The following is a 24,771-nucleotide window of genomic DNA, read 5'->3' as shown; positions in this document are numbered from 1 at the left end:
CTGACACAGAAGGCCCTGCCCCGCCCGGACTAGCCGGAAGGGGCAGGGCCTTCTGTGTTCTGTAGGTGCCGGGCCGGCCTATTCGCCGTGCCGGCGGGCCGGAAGCGGTGCGGGCTTCAGGCGACGGTAGCCTTCCCGGACCGGGGGTTTGTCGGTGGGCAGTTCCTGGATCATTTCCTTGAGCGCACCGATCCCGTATTCCAGCTGGGGATCCCTGCCGGCGGCATAAGCGTGCGGCGGGTAGAGCACTTCGATGTCGGGGTCCACGCCGTAGTTTTCCACGGACCAGCCCACGCCGCCCCCGAACCAGGTGGCGTACCGCGGCTGGGTCACGCCGGTGCCGTCGGCCAGGGAGAACCTGTTGTCGATCCCCACCACACCGCCCCATGTGCGTGTGCCGATCACTGGCCCGATCCCCCGCAGCTTGGAGACCTGGGTGATGATGTCGCCGTCGGACCCGGCAAATTCATCGGAGAGGATGATCACCGGCCCCCGAGGGGCGTGGTGCGGGTAGGTCCGCGGACGTTCACCGCGCGGCATGCTCCAGCCGGTGACCTTCCGGCCAATCAGTTCCGCAACCAGCTGGGACGTGTGCCCGCCACGGTTCCGGCGGACGTCCACGATGAGGCCGTCCAAGGCAGTTTCAGTGTCCAGGTCGCGGTGCAGCTGCGCCCAGCCGTTGGCCATCATGTCCGGGATGTGCAGGTAACCGTAGCGGCCGCCGGAGGCCTCCCGGACGGTCAGTCGGTTCGCGGCCACCCACTCCTGGTAGCGCAGGCGCTCCTCGTCCTTGACCGGGATCACGGCGATCCGCCGCTGCTCCCCTGCCTCGGTTCCATGCCCGGCACCGTTGCGTAGTGTCAGCTCCACGGCCCGTCCGGCCGCGCCCACCAGCTGCATCGCGGGGCTGACCGTGGCGGACAGTGGCACGCCGTCGATGGCCAGGACTACGTCGCCTTCCTTCGCGGCTGCGCCGGGCCGGGTCAGCGGCGATGTGGCCAGCGGGTCCGAGGACTCGCCGGCAAGGATGCGCGTGATCTCCCAGCCGGCCGCGGTGAAGGCGAAGTCTGCGCCGAGCCGTCCCTGGCCGTTGCTGCCGTTTTCCGTGACCGCTGTGGGCCGGACGTAGGCGTGCGAGGTGCCCAGTTCCCCGTGAAGCTCCCAGAGCAGATCCACGAGGTCGTCGTGGGTCCCCAACCGGTCAACGATCGGACGGTACCGCTTGTGGATCGACTCCCAGTCCTGTCCTGCCATGTCTTCGGCCCAGAAGAAATCGCGCTGCAGGCGCCAGGCCTCGTCAAACGCCTGGCCCCAGACGCTGAGCGGGTCCATCATCACGCGGATGCGGCCCAGGTCCACCTTGACCAGCTGGCCGGATTCCTCATCCGCCTTGGCGGTAGAGGGAACCACGCTGACCTGCTTGTCGTTGACCAGCACCACTTTCTTGCCGTCGCCCGAGAGCCGGTAGCTGTCCAGGGCTTCCACCAGCGTGAGGGACTTCCGGCGGGCCAGGTCGAACCGGACCAGGCTCGGGCGCGCGTCCTTGTCTTCCTGGCTGGCTTTGCCGTCGCCGGTGACGCCGGCCAGGGCCCAGTCCAGCCACAGCAGTGCGCCCTCGGTTGACGTCAGTGCCGTGTAGTTGCCCTGGGGCACGGGGACGCCGATGACCCGGTGCGCCAGCCCGGCCGGATCCACCCGGACCGCACTGACTGGCGCAGCGCCTGCCGCGGAATCTGCATCCTTGCTGTCCGTGCTGTCCCTGCTTGCGGCGGGGTCCAGGTCAACAGCGGGGCCAAACGGCGACGGCGTTGTGGCCGCCAGTGCCACCAGATACGGCTTGATGGGGCTGGGGAAGGAGAGGTCGAACGAGTGTCCGTCGTAGACCGGGTCAAAGCTGCGGTTGGACAGGAAGGCCAGGAACTTCCCGTCCGGCGTGAATTGTGGTGATTGGTCGCAGAAACGGCCGTCGGTGACCTCGACGATGCCGCCCGCCAGGTCTGCGGCGTTGGCCAGCCGGAGCCGGCTCCGGGAACCGAACGAGGTAACGGGTTCGGACCAGGCGAGCCACTGTGAGTCCGGAGACCACGCGAGTTCCGCGATAGTGCCCTCGCCGATGCTGGTGACCAGGGACAGTTCCCCGGTGGCTGTGTCCGCTACGCAGATATCTCCGAAGGAGGTACCCACGGCAATCCACCGGCCATCGGGGCTCGCTTCCAGGGCGCTGGCGCGTGACGGCTTGGGGAAGGCGATACGGGTGGGCAGGCCGTACGCTCCTGCGTTGACGGCGGATTCCGCCTTGCCGTGGGCGGCGTCGGCCGTGGATTCGCCTGCCTGGGAGTCACCGGCCGGGGAGTCATCACGCACCGGGACAACGACGTCGGCAGTCACCGCTGCGGATGCCGCCGCGGGAACCGGTCGCGGCAGTGCCGCTTCCGATTCGTCCCGATCGGCTGCGGCGGGCACGGCCACCGGGGGTGCCGTGACGGCAGGAACCACGGTGTTGGGGACTGCGGCGGCAATCTCCTTGATGTAGATCGCCTCCACGCCGTCGTGATCGGCGACGTAAGCGAGGCGGCCGCCGTCGAGCGGCCTGGGGAGCCGTGCCCGGACACCCGGGGTGGCCTCGACGATGCGGGACGGGCCGTCCTGGTGACGGAGCCAGTGAATGGTTCCATGGGCCTCCACGGCGCTGGCGGAGCCGCTGTCATCCGGCACCACCGCGCCCAGGTGTTTGGACGTTTTCAGCAGGCCCGGGCGGCGCGATTGCGACGCGGAACCCAGCGAGATGTCCAGCCGTACTGCGGCAGAGGACAGATCGTGCAGGATCCACAGCTCACCGGCGGATTCAAAGATGACCCGTTCACCGTCAGTGGAGGCGTGGCGGACGTAGAAGTCCTCGTGGTCGGTGTGCCGCCGCAGATCGCCGCCGGAAGGCAGCACCGAGTACAGGTTTCCGTATCCCTCATGGTCTGACAGGAACGCGATGCGCCCGTCCACCCACAGCGGATCTGCGAGGTTTCCGTCGAGGTGGGGAACCAGGCGTTCGAACTCCCCGTTTCCGTCGGTGTCGATCCAGAGCTTGCCCGCTGTGCCGCCGCGGTACCGCTTCCACCAGGCCGGTTCGCGTGAGAGCACGCTGGCCAGTACCACCGGCCGTTCGTCCCCCACTTCGGGACCGAAGGCCACGGATTCGACCGGCCCGAAGGGGAGCTCGTCAGCCGACCCGCCGTCAACCGGGACGCTGTAAGCATAGGTGTGCCGGCTTTCAGCCTGGCGGAAAGCGCTGGTCACCACGACGTCACCGGCCGCGGTGAAGCCTTTAACCTTGGTTGTGGCGTGGCCGAAGTACGTCAGTTGCCGGTAGCCACCGCCGTCCACCTCCGCCGAGACCACTTCCGGGGCGGTTCCCTGGATAACAGTCCAGACCAGCCGCCTGCCGTCAGGCGTAAAGCGCGGGTTGCGGGCGGGCAGCTGCAGTGACGACACCCGCCATGCACGGCCGCCGCTGAGGGGTGCGATCCACACGTCGTCCTCTGCCACAAACGTGACCAGATCGCCTTGGACATGCGGAAACCGGAAGTAGCTCGAAGAAGTCATCGTTCGATCATAGTCAACTCCCGCTACGGTCCGAGGGAGGTACCGACGGCGTGCGGGCCGTGGTGTGATGGATCATGCACATCGTTATTGCCGGGGCCTCAGGGCTAATCGGGACCCACTTGTCCGCAACGCTGCGAGAGGCCGGCCATGACGTGACGACCCTCGTCCGTCGCGAACCGTCGTCCCCCACCGAAATCCGCTGGGATCCCGCAGCCCGCCGCCTGGATCCGGCGGCGCTGGCCGGTGCCGACACCGTCATCAACCTCTCCGGTGCCGGGATCGGGGACAGGCCCTGGACCCGCCGGCGGATCGACGAGCTGTTGAACTCGCGGCTGGCTGCCACCAGCACCCTGACCGCTGCCATGTCCACGCTTGACGACCCGCCGCGCACGTTCATCAGCCAGTCGGCGTCCGGGTACTACGGAGATTCGGGGTCCGCCCAGCTCCGGGAGAGCGCGTCGCCGGGCTCGGGTGTTCTGTCACGTATCTGCGTCGAGTGGGAGGCCGCCGCTCATCAGGCACCGGCCGGTGTCCGCGTGGTCACACCACGCACCGGTGTTGTCCTCAGCCCCGCAGGCGGCGCCCTGGGCCGACTCCTGCCGCTGCTTCGCCTCGGGCTGGGCGGTCCACTCGGCCACGGCAGGCAGTACTGGCCGTGGATCACGCTTCCGGACGTCGCCGCAGCTTTTTTGTTCCTCGCTGACTCCGGGCTCCGCGGCCCGGTCAATGTCTGCGCCCCCGAAAGCGCCGACGTCAACGCCTTGATCGGCGCGCTGGCATCCGCGCTCCATCGGCCGGCATTTTTCCGCGTACCGTCGCCGGCACTGCGCCTGGTTATGGGGCAGCTGGCCAATGAGCTCATCCTTCCCAGCCAGCGGATGGAACCGGCGGCCCTGGAAGCAGCCGGCTTCCAGTGGCAGCACCCGTCACTGGCCGAGGCCGCCGCTTGGGTGGCCGGCAAGCACTGAGTCTGAGCCAATGGGCTGAGCCAACGTTCAGAGGCACACCAGTCAGGACCCCGGCAGGACGTCCGTAATCCGCCAGCGGCCGTCAACGGAGACCAGCACCAGCCGGAGGGTCTGGGCGGCCACCGGTGCGCCCGCCGCCACGACTGCTCCGGACGCGTCTTTCTCCTCATAGGGCGATGTGGCTGACGTGACAGCGATGACCACCTGACCGGGTGAGATGCCGGGCTGGACCTGCAGGTTCGATACGGCACTGGTGAATCCGGCCAGGACGTGACCGGACACCTGGAGCTCGGCCTTGAGGCGCGCATCCGCGGCGGAGGCCGCCGATCCCGGGGCATTAACCAGATCCAGCAGCTCCAGCCGGCCGGAGCTGAAGGCCAGCGACCTCACCGCGGCCAGTCCCCGGACTGCTTCGAGCGGGTCCGCCGAGTCCAGCTGAGCCGCGGCGGCGGCCGGGACTCCTGCGGCGGCGAGCACGGGGTCCACCTCTCCGGTCTCCGCACTCTCCGCCACCGCCCCTGGTCCGGCGGACACCGCCCACGGCCCGTCCGGCCCAAAGGCACCGGCGGCCCAGATAGCGCCTGCCAGGATCGCACCCGCTCCCACCGCCAACAGCACCGTGCCCCGATTGCGTCCGGCCATCCCCGGGATCCCGTCGCGCCGGTTCGGGCCAGGATCCACCACTTTTTGCGACGCCACCGTCCGACGCTTCGCACCGGGGATTGGTTCGTCATCGTGTGGGCCAGGTTCCACGGCATGCCTGCCGCGCGGCGCCGGGTTCTTACTGTCGACCGCCTGGACCGGTCCGGCGAGGCTTCCGGCCGCTGGCACCCCGACCTCAGGTGCGCCGGCCTCCAGTGCGCGGAGCTTCGGTGCGCGCACCACTGGCATCTCCGCATCCTCCCCCGGGAATGGAAGGACCTGCCGCGCCCCCACCAGCCCGGACCAGCGCGACGTCGAGATCCGGCGCCGCCAGGACCCGAGACGGTTCCTTACTGCGCCGCCGGGATGGTCCGGGACGCGGCGGCGCGTCAGCAGCTGCGGGATGACCGTGGCGTGGACGGAGGACGCGAGGTCCACCGGCAGCGGCGGGGCACTGCGGTAGACCGCCGTCGCCAACTCAACAGCCGTGGGCCGCAGCCGCCGGTCCTCATTAAGGCCCGCCTCCAGGGCCGCGGCCAGCTCGACCGGAACGTCAGGGAGCAGGAGTGAAAGGGGCGGGCGGGCGGCGGTCCGGCGCGGCGGCTGGCCCGTGAGGCAGTACCACCCCAGCGCCGCCACCGAGTAGACATCGCGTTCCGGCTGCAGCCCCGCCCGCACGGCGTCCACCGGTGCCGGATCCATAAACCCCGGGGTGCCATGGTCCGGCACTGCCGAAACATCACCCACCATCCTGGCAATGCCGACGTCGGACAGCATTGGCTTGCCATGACCTGTAAAGAGGACATTCCCGGGCGATACGTCACCGTGGGTGAACCCCTGACCATGCAGGTAGCCAAGTACCTGGGCAATAGGGGTGAGCACGGTGACCGTCTCCCCGATGGTGAGCTTGGCCCTGCTGCCCACCAGCTCTCCGAGGGAACCGCCGGGCGCGTAATCCAGCAGCAGCCCTATTTCCCCTCCAGCCGCCACCGCTGATCCGGCCGGCCCGCGAACACGGAGGGCATTATGGGCTTTGATGAGGTGCTGGTGGTCAAGGACCGAAAGAATGCGGATTTCACGGCGGATGGCCTCCTCGGCGTCGGTCCCCGGCTCCCTGCCTCCGCCCGGACCCGCCACCCCGCGGTGCCCCTCACCAAGGCATTTCAGCGCAAACTCGCGGCCGGACCTTTCTTCAGTAACCAGCCACACAGTTGAACTCCCGCCGCGGCCCAACACGCGGCCCACCTGGAACCCGGGAACCACGGGGGCAGTGAAATGATCCATGACTCATGTCTAGCGGAATCCGGGAATGCCTGCAGAAGTTATCCACAGGCCAGGTGCATCCACTGGATCCGTCAGTGGCATGAGAGGTCCGCCACTATACCCGGCCCCCTCGCGGATGGGGGTCTAAGCTGGACGGCATGACTCTTGAGTTTTCACAGGTGGGTCTCGCCCCGGACTTCGTTGACTACACACGCGGCTGGGATCTGCAGCGCGGGATCCACGGCAAGGTTGTCACAGCCGAAGCGCCCAGCACTGTCCTCATCCTTGAACACGCCGCCGTCTATACAGCGGGCAAGCTCACAGAAGAGCACGAGCGCCCGTTGGACGGCACGCCCGTCGTGGCGGTGGACCGCGGCGGAAAGCTGACCTGGCACGGCCCCGGCCAGCTGATCGCATATCCCATTCTCAAGCTGAAGAACCGGTCAGGCATCCGCGACTACGTTGAGCGGCTCGAAGCGGTCATGATCGCCGTCATGGCTGACTATGGCATCAACGCTGAGCGCATCAAGGGACGGGCCGGCGTGTGGATCACGGCTGACAGCAAGGGCCCGGACCGGAAGATTGCAGCAATCGGCATCCGCGTCCTGGACGGGGTCACAATGCACGGCGTCGCCATTAACTGCAACAATGATCTGGCGCCTTATGCCCAGATCATCGCCTGTGGCATCACCGACGCCAGCGTCACCACCATGTCCATCGAAACCGGCAGGAACATCGCCCCGAGCGATATCGCAGACCGGTTCGTGGAAGAATTTCGCAAGCACGAAGAAGCACTCGTTTCAAGCCCTGAGGGAGCACTCCTGTGACACTGGCACCAGAAGGCCGGAAGCTGCTGCGCGTTGAGCAGCGCAACTCCGCAGTACCCGTGGAGCGGAAGCCGGAGTGGATCAAGGCGAAGGTCCAGATGGGTCCGGAGTATGTCCAGCTCAAGAACCTGGTCAAGAAGGAAGGCCTGCACACGGTGTGTGAGGAGGCCGGCTGCCCGAACATTTTCGAGTGCTGGGAAGACAAGGAAGCCACGTTCCTGATCGGCGGGTCCGAATGCACCCGGCGCTGTGATTTCTGCCAGATCGACACGGGCAAGCCCTCCCCGGTGGACATGTTCGAACCCACGAAGGTGGCCCGCTCGGTCCAGGCCATGCAGCTGCGCTACGCCACCGTGACCGGGGTGGCCCGGGATGACCTGGCCGATGAGGGGGTGTGGCTGTACGCCGAGACGGTCCGGAAGATCCACGAGCTGAACCCGGGCACCGGCGTCGAACTGCTGATCCCGGACTTCTCCGGCAAGCCCGAGCACATCGCGGCGATCTGCGATTCCAAGCCCGAGGTCTTCGCGCACAACGTCGAGACCGTGCCGCGGATCTTCAAGCGGATCCGGCCCGCGTTCCGGTACGACCGGTCCCTGGATGTCATCACCCAGGGCCGCAACCAGGGCATGGTGACCAAGTCCAACCTGATCCTGGGCATGGGCGAGACCCGCGAGGAGATCTCCGAAGCCCTGCGGGACCTGCACGAGGCCGGCTGTGACCTGATCACCATCACCCAGTACCTCCGCCCGAGTGAGCGGCACCTGCCGGTGGACCGCTGGGTCAAGCCGCAGGAGTTCGTGGACCTGCAGGACGAGGCCAACGAGATCGGCTTCCTCGGTGTGATGAGCGGGCCGCTGGTCCGGTCCTCCTACCGGGCCGGCCGGCTCTGGGCCACCGCGATGCGCAAGAAGGGCTGGGAAATCCCCGCCCAGCTCGCCCACATCGAGTCCTCCGGCAGCACCCGCCAGGAAGCCAGCTCACTGCTCGCCGCACATTCCTGAGCCGTATTTCTGTTGTCCCTGAGGGCCGGCACCGGACATTCTCCGGCGTCCGGCCCTCAGGCTTAAATCGCGTAGAATTGAGGCACTATGGCGAACTCCCCTGATTCCAGTAACAGCACTCCGGCGGCCGCTGACGCCCCGAAGCGTGGCCTCTTCTCGCGCAAGCCAAAAGAAGCAAAGGTCAAGAAGCCCAGCCGGCTCAAGCAGATCGGCGAAGTCTTTAGCATGACCCGCCGCCATGATCCCATGGTCCCGTGGCTGATGCTGCTGGTGTTCCTGGGCGTTGTGGCCGTCAGCTTCCTGGTGGGTTTCTGGCTGGAAAATTGGATCACCGGCCTGCTCATCGGTATTCCGCTGGGCCTCTTGGGCGCCACGCTGATCCTTTCGCGACGTGCTGAACGCGCCGCCTTCGCCCAGATCGAGAACCAGCCCGGAGCCTCAGGCGCGGCACTGGGAACGCTGAAGCGCGGCTGGATCACCGAGGACCAGCCAGTCGCCGTCAACCCGCGCACGCAGGATGCCGTGTTCCGCGCCGTCGGCCGTCCCGGCGTCGTCCTCGTCAGCGAAGGCCCCACCATCCGCGTCAAGCCGATGCTCGATGCAGAGCGTAAGCGACTTGCCCGCATCCTCCCGAACGTCACGGTCCACATGATCGAAAGCGGCCGCGGCGAGGGACAGGTTCCCATCAGCCAGGTGGCCAAGAAGATGGGCAAGCTCAAAAACGAACTGACCAAGCTTGAGGTGAATGCGGTATCCAAGCGCATTTCCTCGCTGGGCACCCGCCTCCCGATTCCCAAGGGAATCGACCCTTACAAAGCGCGCCCCAACCGCGGACGCTAAGACTCTTGAACCGCCCTGGTTCCGGCTTGGCCGGCATCAGGGCGGTTTTGTCTGCCGCACGCCGCCCAACCAGGCGGGCACATTGATTGGAAGTAGCCACATGACGATTCCCGTTAGAACCCTTGTTATCCGGGCCTTCCGTGTCCTGGCGGTCGCCGAAGCCTTCAGCTGGGCCGCGCTCCTGGCAGGCATGTACTTCAAGTGGATCGCCAAGACCACCGAACTGGGTGTGGAGATCGCCGGCCCTATCCATGGGGCGCTGTTTGTGGGCTACGGCATCGCTGCCCTCGCCCTGTGGCGGCTCCAGCGGTGGCCCTTCGTGGTGGCCCTTTTCGCCGGACTGTCAGCGGTGTTCCCCTTTGCCACCGTCGCGTTCGAACGCTGGGCCGGAAAGCGCGGCTACCTGACACCGGCCGCAGCCGTTCCTGCTGGGACAAAGGAAACAGCGGGGGTCTGACCCCGCGCCGCCCTGTATTACCGCCCCGCCTGGTGCCGGCATACCGGCGCCGCCAGGTTCCTGATTACTGTTAGCGCCGCACGAGGACCGTATTCATCGCCCTATCGTGCAGTCCCCGCTGGTCCGGATCGAATATTACGGCGGGAATCACCAGGCACAGCAGCACTGACCTCACCACGGCCGCCAGCGGACCGGCGGGCCCGCCACCCAGGCGCAGCACGTGGATCCCGGCCACGCGGTGGCCGATGCTGTAACCGAGCGTGCCCACAAGCAGCATCTGTTCCGCGGCGAAAACCGCCAACGTGGCCCAGGAGTCACCGCCAAAGGCAAAGTTGCTGATCAGCAGGGCAATCCCCCAGTCAAGGACGATGGCGAGGATGCGCCTGCCGGCCCGGGCGATGGAGCCGGAACCGGATTCGGGCAATCCCAGGCGCTCCCCCGGGTACTTTGAGATGCCGGACGTGTCCGGTCCGCCGAGCCAGGAGCCAATGTCATTGCGATCTACCACCGTCCAAGCTTACCGACTCACCGCCGACCACAGAGTGGAAACCGCTGGACCACCCTACGGACACCGGATAGCGTTACCTGATCAGGACAATTCTGTAACCCGAACAGGGCATTCTGTAACCTGCCCGAAACAATGTGGACACTGACGGGAAATGACGTGTCCATAGGCTGATAGCAGTTTCAAGCAATACCTCCCAAGCAGGGAAACTTGGTTTCCCTGCCCTTTGGATTGCGCTGGATCAGTTGGCTTGCCAGCCAGATATTACATATGCGTAAGGAGCATAGATGTTCAAGACTGCGGACGAAGTCCTCAAGTTCATCAAGGACGAAGATATTAAGTTCGTCGATATCCGCTTCACCGATCTCCCGGGTGTGCAGCAGCACTTCAACGTGCCGGCAAAGAGCGTCGACGCGGACTTCTTCGTCAACGGCCAGCTCTTCGACGGTTCCTCCATCCGCGGCTTCCAGGGCATCGCTGAATCCGACATGCAGCTGATCCCTGACGTCACCACCGCATTCCTGGACACGTTCCGCATGGAGAAGACCCTTGCGCTGAACTTCTCCATCGTGAACCCCCGTACCGGAGACCCTTACCACCGCGACCCCCGCGGCGTGGCCGAAAAGGCTGAGGCCTACCTCGCCTCCACCGGCATCGCCGACACCGCGTTCTTCGCTCCGGAAGCCGAGTTCTTCGTCTTCGACAACGTCCAGTACCAGTCCTCCCCCGAGGGCAGCTTCTACAAGATCGACTCCGAAGAAGCACACTGGAACACCGGCCGTGAAGAAGAGGGCGGAAACCTCGGCTACAAGACCCCCATCAAGGGCGGCTACTTCCCGGTTTCCCCCACCGACAAGCAGGCTGACCTCCGCGACGCCATGTGCATCGCCCTGGATGAGGCAGGCCTCGAGGTCGAGCGCAGCCACCACGAGGTAGGCTCCGCCGGCCAGGCTGAAATCAACTACAAGTTCACCACCCTGACGCACGCGGCAGATGACCTGCAGAAGTTCAAGTACGTCATCAAGAACACGGCCGACGCCTGGGGCAAGTCCGTGACCTTCATGCCGAAGCCGGTCTTCGGCGACAACGGTTCTGGCATGCACTGCCACCAGTCGCTGTGGACCAACGGCGAACCGCTGTTCTACGACGAAAAGGGCTACGCCGGCCTGTCCGACACGGCCCGCTGGTACATCGGCGGCCTGCTGAAGCACTCCTCGGCCGTCCTCGCCTTCACCAACCCGACGGTGAACTCCTACCGCCGCCTGGTCAAGGGCTTCGAAGCTCCGGTCAACATGGTGTACTCGCAGGGCAACCGCTCCGCCGGTATCCGTATCCCCATCACGGGCTCCAACCCCAAGGCCAAGCGCATCGAGTTCCGCGCTCCGGACCCCTCCTCCAACCCGTACCTGGCCTTCGCTGCCCAGCTGATGGCCGGCATTGACGGCATCCGCAACCGCATCGAGCCGCCGGCTCCGATCGACAAGGACCTCTACGAGCTGCCCGCCGAGGAAGCGAAGGACATCCCGAAGGCTCCGGGCACCCTGGAAGAGGCACTGGAGGCCCTGCGCGAGGACAACGAGTTCCTGCAGGCCGGTGGCGTGTTCACCCAGGACCTGATCGACACCTGGATCGAGTACAAGTACGAGTACGAGATCCGCCCGCTGTCCCTGCGCCCGAACCCGTACGAGTTCGAGCTCTACTACGGCGTCTAGCCAGATCCGCGGCTGAACCCGTTCAGTCCGCCCAAAAGTCCGCCCGGGCTGCCAGCATCAAAGCTGCAGACCGGGCGGACTTTTTTGTCACTAAGGTGGAGACTGGCTCCAGACGTGCTGAGACCGGGAGCCAGCCCCCTGGCATGTGCTCCCCGAGACGAAGACTTTTCAAGCCTTCCCCCCAACAAGGTTTGAAGAACACCGCCAATCCACATGATCGGTCAATGCGGAGCCGGAGGCAATGCCCCGGCTGCCGTGTCTGAACGGATTATCCCGTGAAGCTCCGGTACATGATCCGTTGCGGTCCGGAACTGCCGCCCAGGTATTGCCCCTGGTCCACAAAGCCGGCGGTCCTGTACGCGGACAGACCGGCGGGGTTGGCTTCGTTGACGGAAAGCACGACGCCGGCCTCGCGGGTTCCGCGCCTGGCGCTCAGATTCGCGGCGGCCTCCACCGCGGACGCTGCCGCCAGCGGCCCGAGGCCTTGCCCCTGGTGGCGCCTGTCGATCAGGAAACCGCGCAACAGCCAGGCGGAAGCCTCGTCCGGCCAGCCGGCCAGGCGCGCGGCACCGGCCTGGAGGGTCAGCACGCCCACGGCGTAGCCCGCGGCCTCCACGACATACGGGAAGCGCGAATCCTCCTCCAGGCCCGCCAGGACCATGCGGAGCGGGTCACCCACGAAGCTGCTTTGGCCGGGGCCCAGTTCAAGGTTGGCCACCTCACCGAGCTGGATGGCAAGCGCATCAGCATCGAGGTCATCCAGGGCGATGAGCCAGACGGAATCAACCCGGGTTTTCAGGTCGGCTGCCCGTCGGATCCGGCGGGAGTCCCAACGTCGGCCGATGGACCGGCAGGGTCCATCCACATGACTTCCCACAGGTGGCCGTCCGGGTCCTGGAAACTGTGGTTGTACATAAAGCCGTAGTCCTGGACCTCTTGCGACGGTGTGCCGCCGGCGGCCAGCGCCTTACGCACCGTTTCGTCCACGGCTTCCCTGCTGTCCACTGAAAAGGCCGTGATGGCCTCGGTGGAGCTGGTGGCGTCGGCCACGTCCCTGGAGGTGAACGTCTTGAAGAAGCCCTCCACCAGGAGCATGACAAACGCGTTGTCGTTGACGATCATGCAGGTCGCGTTTTCATCCGTGTAGTCCGGATTGAAGGAGAAGCCAAGTGCGGTAAAGAAATCGACGGACCGCTTCAGATCCTTCACGGGCAGGTTCAGGTAGATTTGCGTAGCCATGGCCCCCAACCTAGCACCGCACCGCCGCGGCTGTCTGCAGCACCGGGGAAGTCCTCAGGCAGCCGCTAATGACCGTAGAAGGCTTTCTCGAACACTGCCCGGGCCTGCCGGCTCAGGCGAAGGTAGTCCTCTTCAAGGGTGGCCGCATTGCCTGGTTCGTAGCCGCACCAGCGGGCCACCGCTTCAAGGTCCCCGCGTGCGGACGGCAGCGTGTCCGACGCCCTGCCGCTCCAGATGACGTTGGCGGACCGGATCCGGCTGGCGAGCCGCCATGCGTCGGCCAGCAGCTTCGCGTCAGGCCCGGTGAGCAGGTCCAGTGAAGCAGCGGCTTCAAGGGCCTCCACCGTGGAGGTTGTCCGCAGTTCCGGGTGCTGGGCCGCATGCTGGAGCTGAAGGAGCTGCACCAGCCACTCAACGTCGCTCAGTCCGCCGCGGCCAAGCTTCAGGTGGCGTGCCGGATCGGCCCCGCGCGGCAACCGCTCCGCTTCCACCCGCGCTTTGACCCTGCGCACTTCCCGGACATCCTGCTCCGAAATTGATTCCGGGTACCTGATCGGGTCGATGAGGGCCAGAAAGTCCTCGGCCAGGGCGTCATCGCCCGCCATGGGCCGGGCCCGCAGCAGCGCCTGCGCTTCCCAGATCAACGACCAGCGGCGGTAATATTCGGCAAACGAATCCAAGGAGCGGACCATGGCCCCGTTTTTGCCTTCGGGCCGAAGATCCGCGTCCATCTGCAGCACCCGCTCGGCCATGATGGCCGGTTTGAGCGGCTGGGTGAGCAGGCTGGAGACCTTGGCGACAATCCGGGCCGCCTGTTCCTGCGCTTCCTCGTCCGTATAGCTTGGCAACGCGCGGTGTACGTACATCACGTCGGCATCGGAGCCGTAACCGATCTCGCGGCCGCCCTGGCGGCCCATGGCCACCACCAGCATCGCGGTCTTGAGCGGCTCGTCAGCCGCGACGATGCCTTCGGCCACACGCAGGGCGCCCAGCACGGCTGCCCGGTCGGTGTCCGCCAGCGCCGCGCCCACGTCGTCCTGGTTGAGAAGCCCGGCAGAATCGGCAATCGCGATCCGGAGGATCTCCCTGCGCCTGATCAGCCTGATCAGCCTGATGGCGTTCTCCGGGTCCGAGTGCCGCGACATTTTGGACGTGATCTCCTGCCATTGGGCTTCGAAACCCAGCGGCACGAGGTCTTTGTTGGTACCCAGCCACGCCACTGATTCCGGCGAAACCTCCAGAAGGTCCGCAATCAGTCGTGAGTTGGAGAGCACGTTGCATAGCCGTTCCGCCGCCGCCGTGGAATCCCGGAGCATGCCCAGGTACCAGTGGGTGGTGCCAAGGGCCTCACTGACGCGCCGGAACGCGAGCAGCCCGGCGTCGGGGTCAACGCCTTCGGCGAGCCAGTCCAGCAGGATGGGCAGCAGCTGGCGTTGCAGGGCTGCCCGCCGGCTGACACCGGCGGTCAGCGCCTCGATGTGCCGCATCGCGCCCCGCGGGTCTCGATAGCCGAGCGCGGCAAGGCGGCCCTGGGCGGCCTCAGGGGTCAGCCTGGCGTCCTCGCTGCTGAGTTTGGCCGCGGTGTTGAGCAGTGGGCGGTAGAAAATACGTTCGTGCAGTTCGCGGACTGAGCGTTTGGTTTTCTGCCAGGTGGCCAGCAGCGTAGCCGGTGGCGGCCTGTCATTGGAGAACGGGCCAAGCACTGCCTTCGCGAGGGCACGCTGTGCCGCATCGCTGACGGGCATCAGGTGTGTCCGCCGGAGCTGGAACAGCTGGATGCGGTGTTCCAGGAGGCGAAGGTACCGGTACGCGTGATCGAAAGCAGCGGCGTCGGACCTGCCGATGTAACCCCCGGCCGAAAGTGCCGCTATTGCTGCGGTGGTATCCCTGCGGCGGAGCGTTTCGTCGGATTTTCCGTGCACCAGCTGGAGCAGCTGGACGGTGAACTCCACGTCCCGGAGGCCGCCGCGGCCGAGCTTGATCTGCCGCTGTTCCTCCGCCGCCGGGATGTGCTCGGTGACCCTGCGCCGCATCGCCTGCACGGATTCCACGAACCCTTCGCGGCCCGCGGAGCTCCAGATCAGCGGGGCCACCGCGTTTTCGTACCGCTCCCCCAGGTCCCTGTCGCCGGCGATGGTCCGCGCCTTCAGGAGCGCCTGGAATTCCCAGCTCTCGGCCCAGCGCGCATAGTAGCTTTCGTGTGACGCCAGGGTTCGGACCAGGGGTCCGGACTTGCCCTCCGGCCGCAGGTTGGCGTCCACTTCCCAGAGTCCGGGTTCACGTGCCACGGAGGAGATGGCCCGGGAAATGCCGGTGGCCAAGGCTGTGCCGATGGTACTGGCACGGGCGTCGTCGAGATCGCCGGCGTCGACCACGTAGATGACGTCGACGTCGGAAATATAGTTCAGTTCCCGCGCTCCGCATTTGCCCATCCCGATGACGGCCAGGCCAACGGCGGCCACCTCCCCGGCGCTGAACTGTTCAGCGGCCTCGGCACGGGAAACTGCCAGCGCAGCTTCGATCGCGGCCCCCGCCAGGTCAGCGAGTTCAGCGCCGACGGCGGGCATAAAGTCCAGCGGGTCAGCAGCGCACATGTCCTTGACCGCCAGGTCCACCACCCCGCGGCGGTAGGCCGACCGCAGCGCGGCATAGGCGTCGGTTCCGGTCATTCCGGCGACAGGCCGGGCCGACCCGGGTTCCGCGTGGACGGATTTCAGGAGGACCGAGCGGAGCTGTTCCGGATCTGCCTGAAGCGGCTCGGGACTGGCCGTGACGTCGAAGGCCTCGAGGTGTTCCGGGTGCCGGATGAGGAATTCGCCGAGCGCTTCGGAGGCCCCGAGCACCCGGTACAGCGGCTCGCTGACCTCCGGATCGGCCGCCGCCAGCTCCCGGAGACGGGGGTGCTTTTCAATCAGCCGCACCAGTGACTGCAGCGCGGTGTCGGGATTGGCAGCCATTTGCAGGCCGGCGAAGATCCTGTCCGGGTCCAGGCCGTCCAGTTCCGGGGCAGCCAGGAAGCGCTCACCCTTCTCCAGGTCACTGAAGCCGGCTGAGATGAGGCGGCGTGCGAGGCTCACCGCCGCCTAGAGAATGCCGAGGTTGCGCTGCAGTTCGTAGGGCGTCACCTGGAGCCGGTAGTCCTGCCATTCGGCACGTTTGTTGCGCAGGAAGTGCTCGAAGACCTGCTCACCGAGGATCAGCGGCATCAGTTCGGAGTCCTCCATGGACCTGATGGCATCGTGAAGGCTTGCCGGCAGGGGGTCGTGGCCCATCGCACGGCGCTCGGCGGAGCTCAGTGACCAGACGTCGTCCTCTGCTGCGGCGGGCAGGTCGTAGCCTTCTTCGATCCCCTTCAGCCCGGCACCCAGCAGGACTGCGTAGGCGAGGTAGGGGTTCGCGGCAGAATCAATGCCGCGGTATTCGATGCGGGCCGACTGGCCCTTGCCGGGCTTGTACAGCGGGACCCGGACCAGGGCCGAACGGTTGTTGTGGCCCCAACTGAGGTAGCTCGGCGCTTCGCCGCCGCCCCAGAGCCGCTTGTAGGAGTTCACGAACTGGTTGGTCACAGCCGTGAACTCCGGAGCGTGCTTGAGGATGCCTGCGATGAACTGGCGGGCCGTCTTGGAAAGCTGGAATTCGGCGCCAGCCTCATAGAAAGCGTTGGTGTCGCCCTCGAACAGCGAGAAGTGCGTGTGCATCCCGGACCCGGGGTGGTCGGTGAAAGGCTTGGGCATAAAGGTGGCGTAGGTTCCCTGCTGGAGGGCCACTTCCTTGATCACCGTGCGGAACGTCATGATGTTGTCCGCCGTCTGCAGGGCGTCCGCATAGCGCAGGTCGATCTCGTTCTGGCCGGGACCTGCTTCATGGTGGCTGAACTCCACCGAAATACCCACGGATTCCAGCATGGTCACGGCCGTGCGGCGGAAATCCTGCGCCACGCCGCCGGGAACGTGGTCGAAGTAGCCACCCTCGTCCACGGGTATCGGCGCGCCGTCGGGCCCGGGCTGCTGGGACTTGAGGAGGTAGAACTCGATCTCCGGGTGTGTGTAGCAGGTAAACCCCATGTCCGCAGCCTTGGCCAGCGTGCGCTTGAGGACATTGCGGGGATCCGCGGCTGACGGTTCGCCGTCCGGAGTCAGGATGTCGCAGAACATACGCGAGGTCTGTTCGGTCTCGCCACGCCAGGGAAGGATCTGGAACGTGGACGGATCCGGTTGTGCCAGCATGTCCGATTCGAACACGCGTGCGAGGCCTTCGATGGCCGAACCGTCGAAACCGAGCCCTTCCTCAAAGGCACCTTCAACCTCGGCCGGGGCGAGTGCCACCGATTTGAGTGAACCTACGACGTCAGTGAACCACAGGCGTACGAACCGTACGTCGCGCTCCTCGATTGTGCGCAGGACAAACTCTTGCTGGCGGTCCATGATGGCCTCTTCTCCGGTCAATCGTTCATGCCCCGGGTCCGCGGAAGCGGCGGCCGGCAGCAGTTCACCATCACTTTACTAAGCATTCGGCTCCAATGCTGGCGACGGCGCCGCACGTAACACAGCGTTAACACGGCACCCATTGACGGCCGCGCCGGCCGGTGGCAAAAATGCCCTGTGCGGGCACCCGAATATGACGCGGATCACGGTCCGCTGGCCCTTCTACGTTGGCTAGGACTGCCGCTGCCGCATTACGCTCTTGCCATGGCCTCAACCAATAGCTCTGAGTCAAGCGCGTCCGCGGAAGTACACGCACCATACGGAAACGGACCTGCCCCGGTGCAGCCGCCGTCGTCGGACGTGAACGCGAAGCCTGCACCCAGGGTGCGCATCCACCACCTGCAGCAGGCCAAGCGGGACGGTGAACGCTTTGCCATGCTGACCGCCTATGAGCAGTACAGTGCGGAGATCTTCGACCAGGCCGGCATCGAGGTCCTCCTGGTGGGCGATTCGGCGTCCAACAATGTATTCGGCAACGAGACCAGCCTGCCGGTCACGGTGGATGAACTCCTGCCCCTCTGCCGCGCTGTGGCTCGGTCCGCCAAGCGCGCCCTGGTGGTGGCAGACCTGCCGTTCGGCAGTTATGAGGTCTCGGCGCAGCAGGGCGTGGCAACAGGCGTCCGGTTCCTCAAGGAGGGGCTGGCCCATGCCGTCAAGATCGAGGGCGGAAAATACTACGCGGAAACCGTCCGGGCCATGGTCCAGGCCGGCGTCCCGGTGATGGCCCATATCGGTTTCACGCCCCAGAGTGAACACGCGCTGGGCGGATACCGGGTCCAGGGCCGCGGGGATGACGCGCAGCGCCTGATTGACGACGCCGTGGCGCTGGTTGAGGCGGGGGCGTTTGCCGTCCTGATGGAAATGGTTCCGGCGGACACGGCAGCCGCCGTTGACGCGGCCGTCAGCGTACCGACGGTGGGGATCGGTGCCGGCAATGCCACCACCGGACAGGTGCTGGTGTGGCAGGACATGGCCGGGTTCCGCGGCGGCCGGATGGCGAAGTTCGTCAAACAGTACGCTGACCTGCGCACTACCCTCAGTGACGCGGCGAAGGCGTACGGCGACGACGTCCGTTCAGGCCAGTTCCCCGGCCCGGAGCATTCCTTCTAGCGACTGACGCGCTCCCCAAGCTCGCAAGCTCACCAGGGACCCCTCGCACGTCAGTCTTGGTCGTCCTTCGGGCCGGCAGCTTACCCGCCAACCTTCGTGGCGCCGTCTTCGACCTTGATGGCGGACACCTCGAACTCCAAGGTGATCTTGTCCGACACCAGCACCCCGCCCGAGTCCAAGGTGGTGTTCCATTTCAGCCCGAAATCCTGGCGATTGATGCGACGGGAACCTTCGAAGCCGGCCCGGAGGTTGCCCATGGGGTCCCGTTCGACGCCGATAAAGTCGATGGGAATTGAAATCTCCCGGGTGATGCCCCGAATAGTCACGCCTCCGCTGACAATGAAGTGGCCCTCGTCAACCTGATCCACCCGGTCGCTGACGAACGTAATCTCGGGGAAACTGGGGGCATCAAAGAAATCGTTGGTCCGCAAATGCTGATCGCGATCGGCATTGCGGGTGTCAATGCTCGCTACCTTGATGGTCAGCCCAACGCTCGAGCGTTCGGGATCCTCTGAGTCGACCGTGATCGAGCCCTCAAAATCATTGAAAGCTCCGCGGACTTTAGTGACCATTGCGTGGCGGGTGGAAAAGCCGATACGCGTGTGCGCCGGGTCGAATTGCCACTGTCCTGCGTACTCGGGCCTGAGTTCGGCCATGGTGTGCCTCCTTGCGGTACGAACCGGTCCGATGCTCGGACGCGTGTAGTAACTCTCGCAGACGGAGTCCCCGTTGGGGAGAGTCACAACGCCCGCACAGCCCGACAGCGGCGCGCGGGAGCGCCGCGGCCGTTCAGTCCTCGTCGCCCTTTTCCCAGGCCTCATTGCGCGCCTTGACCTTTTCGAGGGCGTGTTCGGCTTCCTCCCGCGTTTTGTAGGGGCCGATCAGCTGGGTCCAGTCCGAGAGTGCATCTTCTTCCACCTCGTGGGTGTTTACGTTGTACCAGTACTCAGTCATCGGTGCTCCTCGTTCCGGCTGGCGGGGCCCGGGCCGTGATCCACGTAACCTAAACGTCGATGCGGACAGCCTGGGGCTTCCAGTTACTTGGCCTAATGCGGTGCCTTATATGATCAATCTATGCCTTCCCTAGCCTCGACTGCACCCACCGGCACCCTCACCCGTGGAACCGTCAGCCCGCAGCTCCCCGTTCCCGCGTCCATCCCGCGTCCGGAATACGTGGGCAGGCCCGGCCCGGAGAAATTCACCGGTTCGGAGATCAAGTCCGCCGAGACCATCGAGAAAATCCGCATCGCCAGCCGGATCGCTGCCCAGGCCATCGTTGAGGTGGGCAACCACATCGAGCCCGGCGTGACCACGGACCAGCTGGACAAAGTGGGTCACGAATTTTTGCTGGACCACAAGGCCTATCCGTCCACGCTGGGCTACCGCGGGTTCCCGAAGTCCTTGTGCTCGTCGCTGAACGAAGTTATCTGCCACGGCATCCCGGACAGCACGGTGGTCCAGGACGGCGACATCCTCAACATCGACATCACCGCTTTCATCAACGGCGTCCACGGCGACACCAACCACACCTTCCTGGTGGGAGAGGTTGACGAGGAATCGCGCTTGCTGGTGGATCGCACCCGGGAATCCCTAAACCGCGCCATCAAGGCCGTGGCCCCGGGCCGCGAGATCAACGTGATCGGCCGCGCGATCCAGTCCTACGCCAAGCGCTTCGGCTACGGCGTGGTCCGGGACTTCACCGGCCACGGCGTCGGCGAAGCGTTCCACACGGGCCTGATCATCCCGCACTATGATGCAGCGCCGGCCTACAACACCATCATCGAGGCTGGCATGGTGTTCACCATCGAACCCATGCTGACCCTCGGCACCATCGAATGGGACATGTGGGAAGACGACTGGACCGTTGTCACCCGCGACCACAAGCGGACCGCCCAGTTTGAGCACACACTGCTGGTGACCGAGTCCGGCGCCGAAATCCTCACGCTCCCCTGAACTTTTTCCGGTCAGCCGTCCGGCCGACCTGCCCGCCCTGCCACGAACGGAACAACATTGACCAAGAAGGACGAGAAGTCGCACAAGAACGCCCCGCTGATAGGTATTGACATCGGCGGCACGGGAATCAAGGGCGGCATCGTCGACCTGAAAAAAGGCAAGCTCCTGGGTGAGAAGTTCCGCGTGCCCACGCCCCAGCCCGCCACCCCTGACGCCGTAGCCGACGTCGTAGCGCAAGTGGTCGCCGAGCTTTCAAGCCGCCCGGAGGCTCCGGCCGCGGACTCGCCCGTGGGCGTCACCTTCCCCGGCATCATCCAGCACGGCGTGGTCCATTCGGCGGCCAATGTGGACAAGAGCTGGCTCAACACCGACATCGATGCTTTGTTCACCGCACGGCTTGGCCGCCCTGTGGAGGTCATCAACGACGCCGACGCCGCCGGGCTGGCGGAGGCCCGTTTTGGTGCGGGTCAGGGGGTGGATGGCACTGTCCTGGTGATCACCCTGGGCACCGGAATTGGCTCAGCATTCATCTTCGACGGCCGCCTCGTCCCCAACGCAGAACTGGGGCACCTGGAGATCGACGGCTTTGACGCCGAAAGCAAGGCCTCAGCCGTGGCCCGCGAACGGGACGAACTGAGCTGGGAGGAATACAGCGTGCTGCTGCAGCGCTACTTCTCCCACGTGGAATTCCTGTTCTCGCCCGAGCTGTTCATTGTGGGCGGTGGCATCTCCAAGCGCGCAGACGAATACCTGCCGCACATCAAACTGCGCACCCGGATTGTGCCGGCAAAACTCAAGAATGAGGCCGGGATCGTCGGCGCCGCCGTCGAAATTGCCGTGAAGCACAAGCTCACAAAATAACCGGGACTGACCGGCGCCGAGAGGCAGCCGGTGGTGGCGGCGGCTTCCCCTCCGCGGCCACCACCGGAGCTTACAGGGGGCTCTTTTCGGAGCTCTTCGCGGGCGCACCCGCGGGTTGGGCGCCTTCTTCCACGGACTCGTGGCGGAGCAAGGCAATGGCGGTCTCGAAGTCCTCAAGGGATTCGAAGGCCTGGTACACGCTGGCAAAACGCAGGTAGGCCACTTGGTCAAGCTTCTGCAGCGGACCGAGGATGATCAGGCCAACTTCGTGGGCGTCGATCTCGGCCGCGCCCGACGCGCGGATCTGCTCCTCCACCTCCTGGGCAAGGAGCGCCAGGTCATCTTCACTGACCGGCCGGCCCTGGCATGCCTTGCGCACGCCGTTGATGACCTTGCTGCGGCTGAACGGTTCGCCCACCCCGGAGCGCTTGATCACCGAAAGACTGGTGGTTTCCACAGTAGTGAACCTGCGGCCGCATTCCGGGCACTGCCGGCGGCGGCGGATGGCCGAGCCGTCATCGGCCATACGGCTGTCCACAACACGGGAGTCCGGATTGCGGCAAAATGGACAGTACATGGTGTCCCCTCCCTCGATGTCTTCCGGCGCCGATTTTTCCGGCCCCGGCGGACCTCTCCGTCACTCAGTTTACGACTACATGTAGCGGAATAACAATCCTGTAATTACCACATGTAGTGGTGTCTGCAGCCTTGCCCCGCAGACCTTCAGCGTCAGTGGGCCTCGCGGAAGCGTGCCGTCACAGCTTCACCGTGCGCCGGCAGGTCCTCGGCACCGGACAGGCTCACGATGTGGCCGCTGACTTCCTGCAGCGCAGCCCGGCTGTAGTTGATGACCTGGATGGCGCGCAGGAAAGTGGTGACGTTCAGTCCGGAGGAAAACGCCGCGGTCCCGCTGGTGGGCAGGACGTGGTTGGAGCCCGCGCAGTAGTCGCCCAGGCTGACAGGACTGTAGTCCCCCACAAAGATCGCCCCGGCGTTCCGGATCCGGGCAGCGACCTCCGGCGCGTCAGCGGTCATGATTTCAAGGTGTTCGGCGGCGTAGGCGTCGCACGCGGCGATGCCTTGCTCCAGGTCCTCCACCAGGACAACCCCCGACTGCGGGCCGGACAGTGCCTCGCACACGCGCGCGGAGTGCTTGGTGGCGGCCGCCTGCCGGTCCAGTTCGGTGCGCACCGCCGCGGCGAGGTCCTCCGAGTCCGTGATGAGCACGGAAGCAGCCTGGGGGTCGTGCTCCGCCTGGCTGATCAGGTCTGCTGCCACCAAGGCAGGCTGCGCCGTTGAATCCGCCAGGATGGCGATTTCGGTGGTTCCCGCCTCGGAATCGATTCCCACCACACCCTTGACCAGGCGCTTTGCCGTAGCCACAAAGATGTTTCCCGGACCCGTGACCACATCAACGGGCTCCAGTGCCGCTCCCGCGTCAGTTGCCGGCACGCCGTAGGCGAACGCAGCGATGGCCTGGGCGCCGCCGATGGCGTACACCTCGTCGATTCCGAGCAGGGCCGCTGCCGCGAGGATGGTGGGGTGCGGGAGGCCGCCGAAGTCTTTCTGCGGCGGCGATGCCAGGGCGATGGACTGCACTCCCGCAGCCAGCGCCGGGACAACATTCATGATGACCGACGACGGATAGACGGCGAGGCCGCCGGGCACATACAAGCCGACGCGCGATACCGGCACCCAGTTCTGGCTCACCAGCGCACCGTCGCCGAGTTCGACGTCGAGATCGCGCGGCCGCTGCCCGTCCGCGAAGCGCCGGGCGCGGCTGATGGATTCTTCCAGCGCACCGCGCACGGCCGGATCCAGCTCCGCCAGCGCCCGGGCCAACGAGGCCGCCGGGACGCGCGGGTGGACCTGCTGGACTCCGTCGAAACGGAGTGCCAGGTCGCCGAGGGCGGTGAAGCCGTCCTCGCGGACGGCTTTGATGATGTCCGCTACCTTTTGTTCCGCATCCGCCACGGTGTGCTGCCGGGCACGGGGAACAGCGGCGCGCAAACCGGCAAGTGTCAGGCCCCTGCCCCGAAGGTCGACCGTCCGGAAGCTGACAGCGGCGGCAGGAGGGGTGGCAGGAAGTTCAGGAGAAATGGTCACCGGTCCATTTTACGCGCCGGGCGCGTTGCCTTCGGCTACCGGCGTGCCCGCACTCCCGGGCCCGTTCTTGAGCAGGTTCACCAGGCTCAGGACAAACACGGACGTGGCAGTCGCAGCCGGCCACAGGATAAGCACGGGCAGGGACCGGAGCGAGAACGCGACGCTGGCATTAACAGACGTATCTGCGTGCCCGCCCCACAACTGGCCCGCAAGGGTCCCTGTCAGCCACGCGATCAGGGCGCCGCCCAGTCCGCCAGCCACGCCCAAGAGAAAGGCCGCCTGGGCATCGCAGCCGCCTTTATCGCTCAGGAAGACGGCCACCAGGCACCCTGCGAACACACAAAGTCCGGCAAGGGTGAGGTCCCTGAGCAGCCATACCTCTGGATTGGTCCCGTCCGCCAGGGCGGGGTTGCGGGTGATCAGGTTCAGTCCGCCTGGGGCGAGAAGCCACCACAGCAGGCCGACGGGAACACCACCGGCAGCAGCAGCGGCAAACCATTTCCACGGCAGCCGGGAAGACCGGCGGCTGATGTGTGCTCTCATGAAACAAACCTTAACAAATGTCGGGTGCGGCCGATCAGATGACGTGGGCAGTCTTGACAGATGACGTGCCGGGTCAAGCGATTGCTCCCTCTCCGGCGGGGACTAATACCCTTAAGGAAGAGTCCATTTCAGCCTGCTTTTTCAGGGAGCAACTTTCAAGATGACAGACAAAACCCCGTTCGAGGGCACCTTCAAGGAAATGTTCCGGCGGCATGCGGCCGGGGTCGCCATCATCACCGTGAACTACCAGGGCGAGCCCTACGGCTTTACGGCCACGTCAGTGGCGTCACTGTCCGCACAGCCTCCGCGGTTCACTTTTAACATGGCCCGCAGTTCAAGTTCCTGGCCAGCCGTGGCCAACGCCACCCACCTCGGCGTCCACATGCTGGGTCTGGAAAACCAGGCACTGGCCGACCGTTTCGCGCGCGCCAAGGACAGGTTCGGCGGGGACCACTGGGAACTTGGCCCGCACGAGGTCCCGGTCCTCAAAGACGTCGCGGGCTGGCTGATCGGGAAGATCCAGATGCGGCTCTCCTTCGAGAACAACGCAGTAGTTGTGGTTGAAGTTGTGGAAGGCGAAGTGGGCGAGGACGGTTCGCCGCTCCTGTACCACTCCGGCGGCTATGGCCAGCCTGTCCCGCTGGACTACGAGATCTAGTT

General features: G+C 65.7%; 22 protein-coding genes. 10 read left to right on the top strand and 12 right to left on the bottom strand.

The features are described 5' to 3' along the window. Positions 1-78: 78 nt before the first annotated feature. Positions 79-3,597, bottom strand: a complete 3,519-nt coding sequence (locus AC3IT0_RS08380) for a S41 family peptidase (RefSeq protein WP_489323267.1) — start codon at positions 3,595-3,597, stop codon at positions 79-81. Positions 3,598-3,671: 74 nt separating this feature from the next. Between AC3IT0_RS08380 and AC3IT0_RS08375 the strand changes: the two genes are divergently transcribed. After that, positions 3,672-4,565, top strand: a complete 894-nt coding sequence (locus AC3IT0_RS08375; protein ID WP_489323266.1) for a TIGR01777 family oxidoreductase — start codon at positions 3,672-3,674, stop codon at positions 4,563-4,565. A 42-nt stretch (positions 4,566-4,607) separates the two neighbouring features. Here the strand turns inward: AC3IT0_RS08375 and AC3IT0_RS08370 are convergent, their stop codons facing one another. Continuing rightward, positions 4,608-6,491, bottom strand: coding sequence for a serine/threonine protein kinase (locus tag AC3IT0_RS08370; RefSeq protein WP_489323265.1), 1,884 nt, complete (start codon positions 6,489-6,491; stop codon positions 4,608-4,610). 137 nt (positions 6,492-6,628) lie between these two features. On the opposite strand from AC3IT0_RS08370, the gene lipB reads away from it, so the two are divergent. The 4 genes from lipB to AC3IT0_RS08350 all read left to right on the top strand — a co-directional run bounded on the left by lipB (position 6,629) and on the right by AC3IT0_RS08350 (position 9,598). Further along, the gene (gene lipB, locus AC3IT0_RS08365) at positions 6,629-7,297 is read left to right on the top strand and encodes a lipoyl(octanoyl) transferase LipB (RefSeq protein WP_489323264.1); all 669 of its coding nucleotides are present in this window, start codon (positions 6,629-6,631) and stop codon (positions 7,295-7,297) included. Beyond that, on the top strand, positions 7,294-8,301 hold the full coding sequence (lipA, locus tag AC3IT0_RS08360; protein WP_489323263.1) for a lipoyl synthase: 1,008 nt from the start codon (positions 7,294-7,296) through the stop codon (positions 8,299-8,301). Before lipB ends, lipA begins: the two co-directional genes overlap by 4 nt. 87 nt (positions 8,302-8,388) lie before the next feature. After that, positions 8,389-9,141 (top strand): DUF4191 domain-containing protein, encoded by a 753-nt coding sequence (locus AC3IT0_RS08355; RefSeq protein ID WP_489323262.1) that lies wholly within the window; start codon positions 8,389-8,391, stop codon positions 9,139-9,141. Between the two features lie 100 nt (positions 9,142-9,241). After that, positions 9,242-9,598 (top strand): DUF3817 domain-containing protein, encoded by a 357-nt coding sequence (locus tag AC3IT0_RS08350; protein ID WP_489323261.1) that lies wholly within the window; start codon positions 9,242-9,244, stop codon positions 9,596-9,598. Positions 9,599-9,668: 70 nt separating this feature from the next. Here AC3IT0_RS08350 and AC3IT0_RS08345 read toward each other — a convergent pair whose 3' ends face one another. Next, on the bottom strand, positions 9,669-10,106 hold the full coding sequence (locus AC3IT0_RS08345) for an RDD family protein (protein ID WP_489323260.1): 438 nt from the start codon (positions 10,104-10,106) through the stop codon (positions 9,669-9,671). Between the two features lie 284 nt (positions 10,107-10,390). Between AC3IT0_RS08345 and glnA (AC3IT0_RS08340) the strand changes: the two genes are divergently transcribed. Next, positions 10,391-11,815: a type I glutamate--ammonia ligase gene (gene glnA, locus AC3IT0_RS08340; protein ID WP_489323259.1), complete on the top strand. Its 1,425-nt coding sequence runs from the start codon at positions 10,391-10,393 to the stop codon at positions 11,813-11,815. A gap of 268 nt (positions 11,816-12,083) precedes the next feature. Here glnA (AC3IT0_RS08340) and AC3IT0_RS08335 read toward each other — a convergent pair whose 3' ends face one another. The 4 genes from AC3IT0_RS08335 to glnA (AC3IT0_RS08320) all read right to left on the bottom strand — a co-directional run bounded on the left by AC3IT0_RS08335 (position 12,084) and on the right by glnA (AC3IT0_RS08320) (position 17,478). Continuing rightward, positions 12,084-12,632: a GNAT family N-acetyltransferase gene (locus AC3IT0_RS08335; RefSeq protein ID WP_489323753.1), complete on the bottom strand. Its 549-nt coding sequence runs from the start codon at positions 12,630-12,632 to the stop codon at positions 12,084-12,086. Further along, on the bottom strand, positions 12,611-13,054 hold the full coding sequence (locus AC3IT0_RS08330; protein WP_489323258.1) for a VOC family protein: 444 nt from the start codon (positions 13,052-13,054) through the stop codon (positions 12,611-12,613). The genes AC3IT0_RS08335 and AC3IT0_RS08330 overlap by 22 nt, the downstream gene beginning before the upstream one ends. Positions 13,055-13,119: 65 nt before the next feature. Next, positions 13,120-16,131 carry a bifunctional [glutamine synthetase] adenylyltransferase/[glutamine synthetase]-adenylyl-L-tyrosine phosphorylase gene (locus AC3IT0_RS08325; RefSeq protein ID WP_489323257.1) on the bottom strand — a complete coding sequence of 1,004 codons (3,012 nt, stop codon included), beginning with the start codon at positions 16,129-16,131 and terminating at the stop codon, positions 13,120-13,122. 6 nt (positions 16,132-16,137) lie between these two features. Continuing rightward, a complete protein-coding gene (gene glnA / locus AC3IT0_RS08320) occupies positions 16,138-17,478 on the bottom strand; it encodes a type I glutamate--ammonia ligase (RefSeq protein WP_489323256.1) in 1,341 nt (446 codons plus the stop codon). 264 nt (positions 17,479-17,742) lie between these two features. On the opposite strand from glnA (AC3IT0_RS08320), the gene panB reads away from it, so the two are divergent. After that, a complete protein-coding gene (panB, locus tag AC3IT0_RS08315; protein WP_489323255.1) occupies positions 17,743-18,648 on the top strand; it encodes a 3-methyl-2-oxobutanoate hydroxymethyltransferase in 906 nt (301 codons plus the stop codon). Positions 18,649-18,728: 80 nt separating this feature from the next. On the opposite strand, the gene AC3IT0_RS08310 is transcribed toward panB, so the two are convergent. After that, positions 18,729-19,304: a YceI family protein gene (locus AC3IT0_RS08310; protein ID WP_489323254.1), complete on the bottom strand. Its 576-nt coding sequence runs from the start codon at positions 19,302-19,304 to the stop codon at positions 18,729-18,731. Positions 19,305-19,437: 133 nt separating this feature from the next. After that, positions 19,438-19,602: an SPOR domain-containing protein gene (locus AC3IT0_RS08305; protein WP_489323253.1), complete on the bottom strand. Its 165-nt coding sequence runs from the start codon at positions 19,600-19,602 to the stop codon at positions 19,438-19,440. Between the two features lie 120 nt (positions 19,603-19,722). Between AC3IT0_RS08305 and map the strand changes: the two genes are divergently transcribed. Both map and ppgK read left to right on the top strand, forming a co-directional pair. Next, positions 19,723-20,601 carry a type I methionyl aminopeptidase gene (gene map, locus AC3IT0_RS08300; RefSeq protein WP_489323252.1) on the top strand — a complete coding sequence of 293 codons (879 nt, stop codon included), beginning with the start codon at positions 19,723-19,725 and terminating at the stop codon, positions 20,599-20,601. Positions 20,602-20,658: 57 nt separating this feature from the next. Next, complete coding sequence (gene ppgK / locus AC3IT0_RS08295; protein ID WP_489323251.1) at positions 20,659-21,462, top strand: polyphosphate--glucose phosphotransferase; 804 nt, start codon at positions 20,659-20,661, stop codon at positions 21,460-21,462. A 70-nt stretch (positions 21,463-21,532) separates the two neighbouring features. Here ppgK and nrdR read toward each other — a convergent pair whose 3' ends face one another. From nrdR to AC3IT0_RS08280, 3 genes are all read right to left on the bottom strand, one after another. After that, positions 21,533-22,039, bottom strand: a complete 507-nt coding sequence (gene nrdR, locus AC3IT0_RS08290; protein WP_489323250.1) for a transcriptional regulator NrdR — start codon at positions 22,037-22,039, stop codon at positions 21,533-21,535. 152 nt (positions 22,040-22,191) lie between these two features. Continuing rightward, positions 22,192-23,568, bottom strand: coding sequence for a histidinol dehydrogenase (hisD, locus tag AC3IT0_RS08285; protein WP_489323249.1), 1,377 nt, complete (start codon positions 23,566-23,568; stop codon positions 22,192-22,194). A gap of 9 nt (positions 23,569-23,577) precedes the next feature. Beyond that, the gene (locus tag AC3IT0_RS08280; protein ID WP_489323248.1) at positions 23,578-24,111 is read right to left on the bottom strand and encodes a hypothetical protein; all 534 of its coding nucleotides are present in this window, start codon (positions 24,109-24,111) and stop codon (positions 23,578-23,580) included. Positions 24,112-24,271: 160 nt separating this feature from the next. Between AC3IT0_RS08280 and AC3IT0_RS08275 the strand changes: the two genes are divergently transcribed. Next, positions 24,272-24,769 (top strand): flavin reductase family protein, encoded by a 498-nt coding sequence (locus AC3IT0_RS08275; RefSeq protein WP_489323247.1) that lies wholly within the window; start codon positions 24,272-24,274, stop codon positions 24,767-24,769. Positions 24,770-24,771 lie beyond the last annotated feature (2 nt).

It is taken from the genome of Pseudarthrobacter sp. KH_020_B, assembly GCF_057840185.1.
Note: the sequence above shows the minus strand (reverse complement) of the source record. Positions and strands in the feature narration are given on the sequence as shown.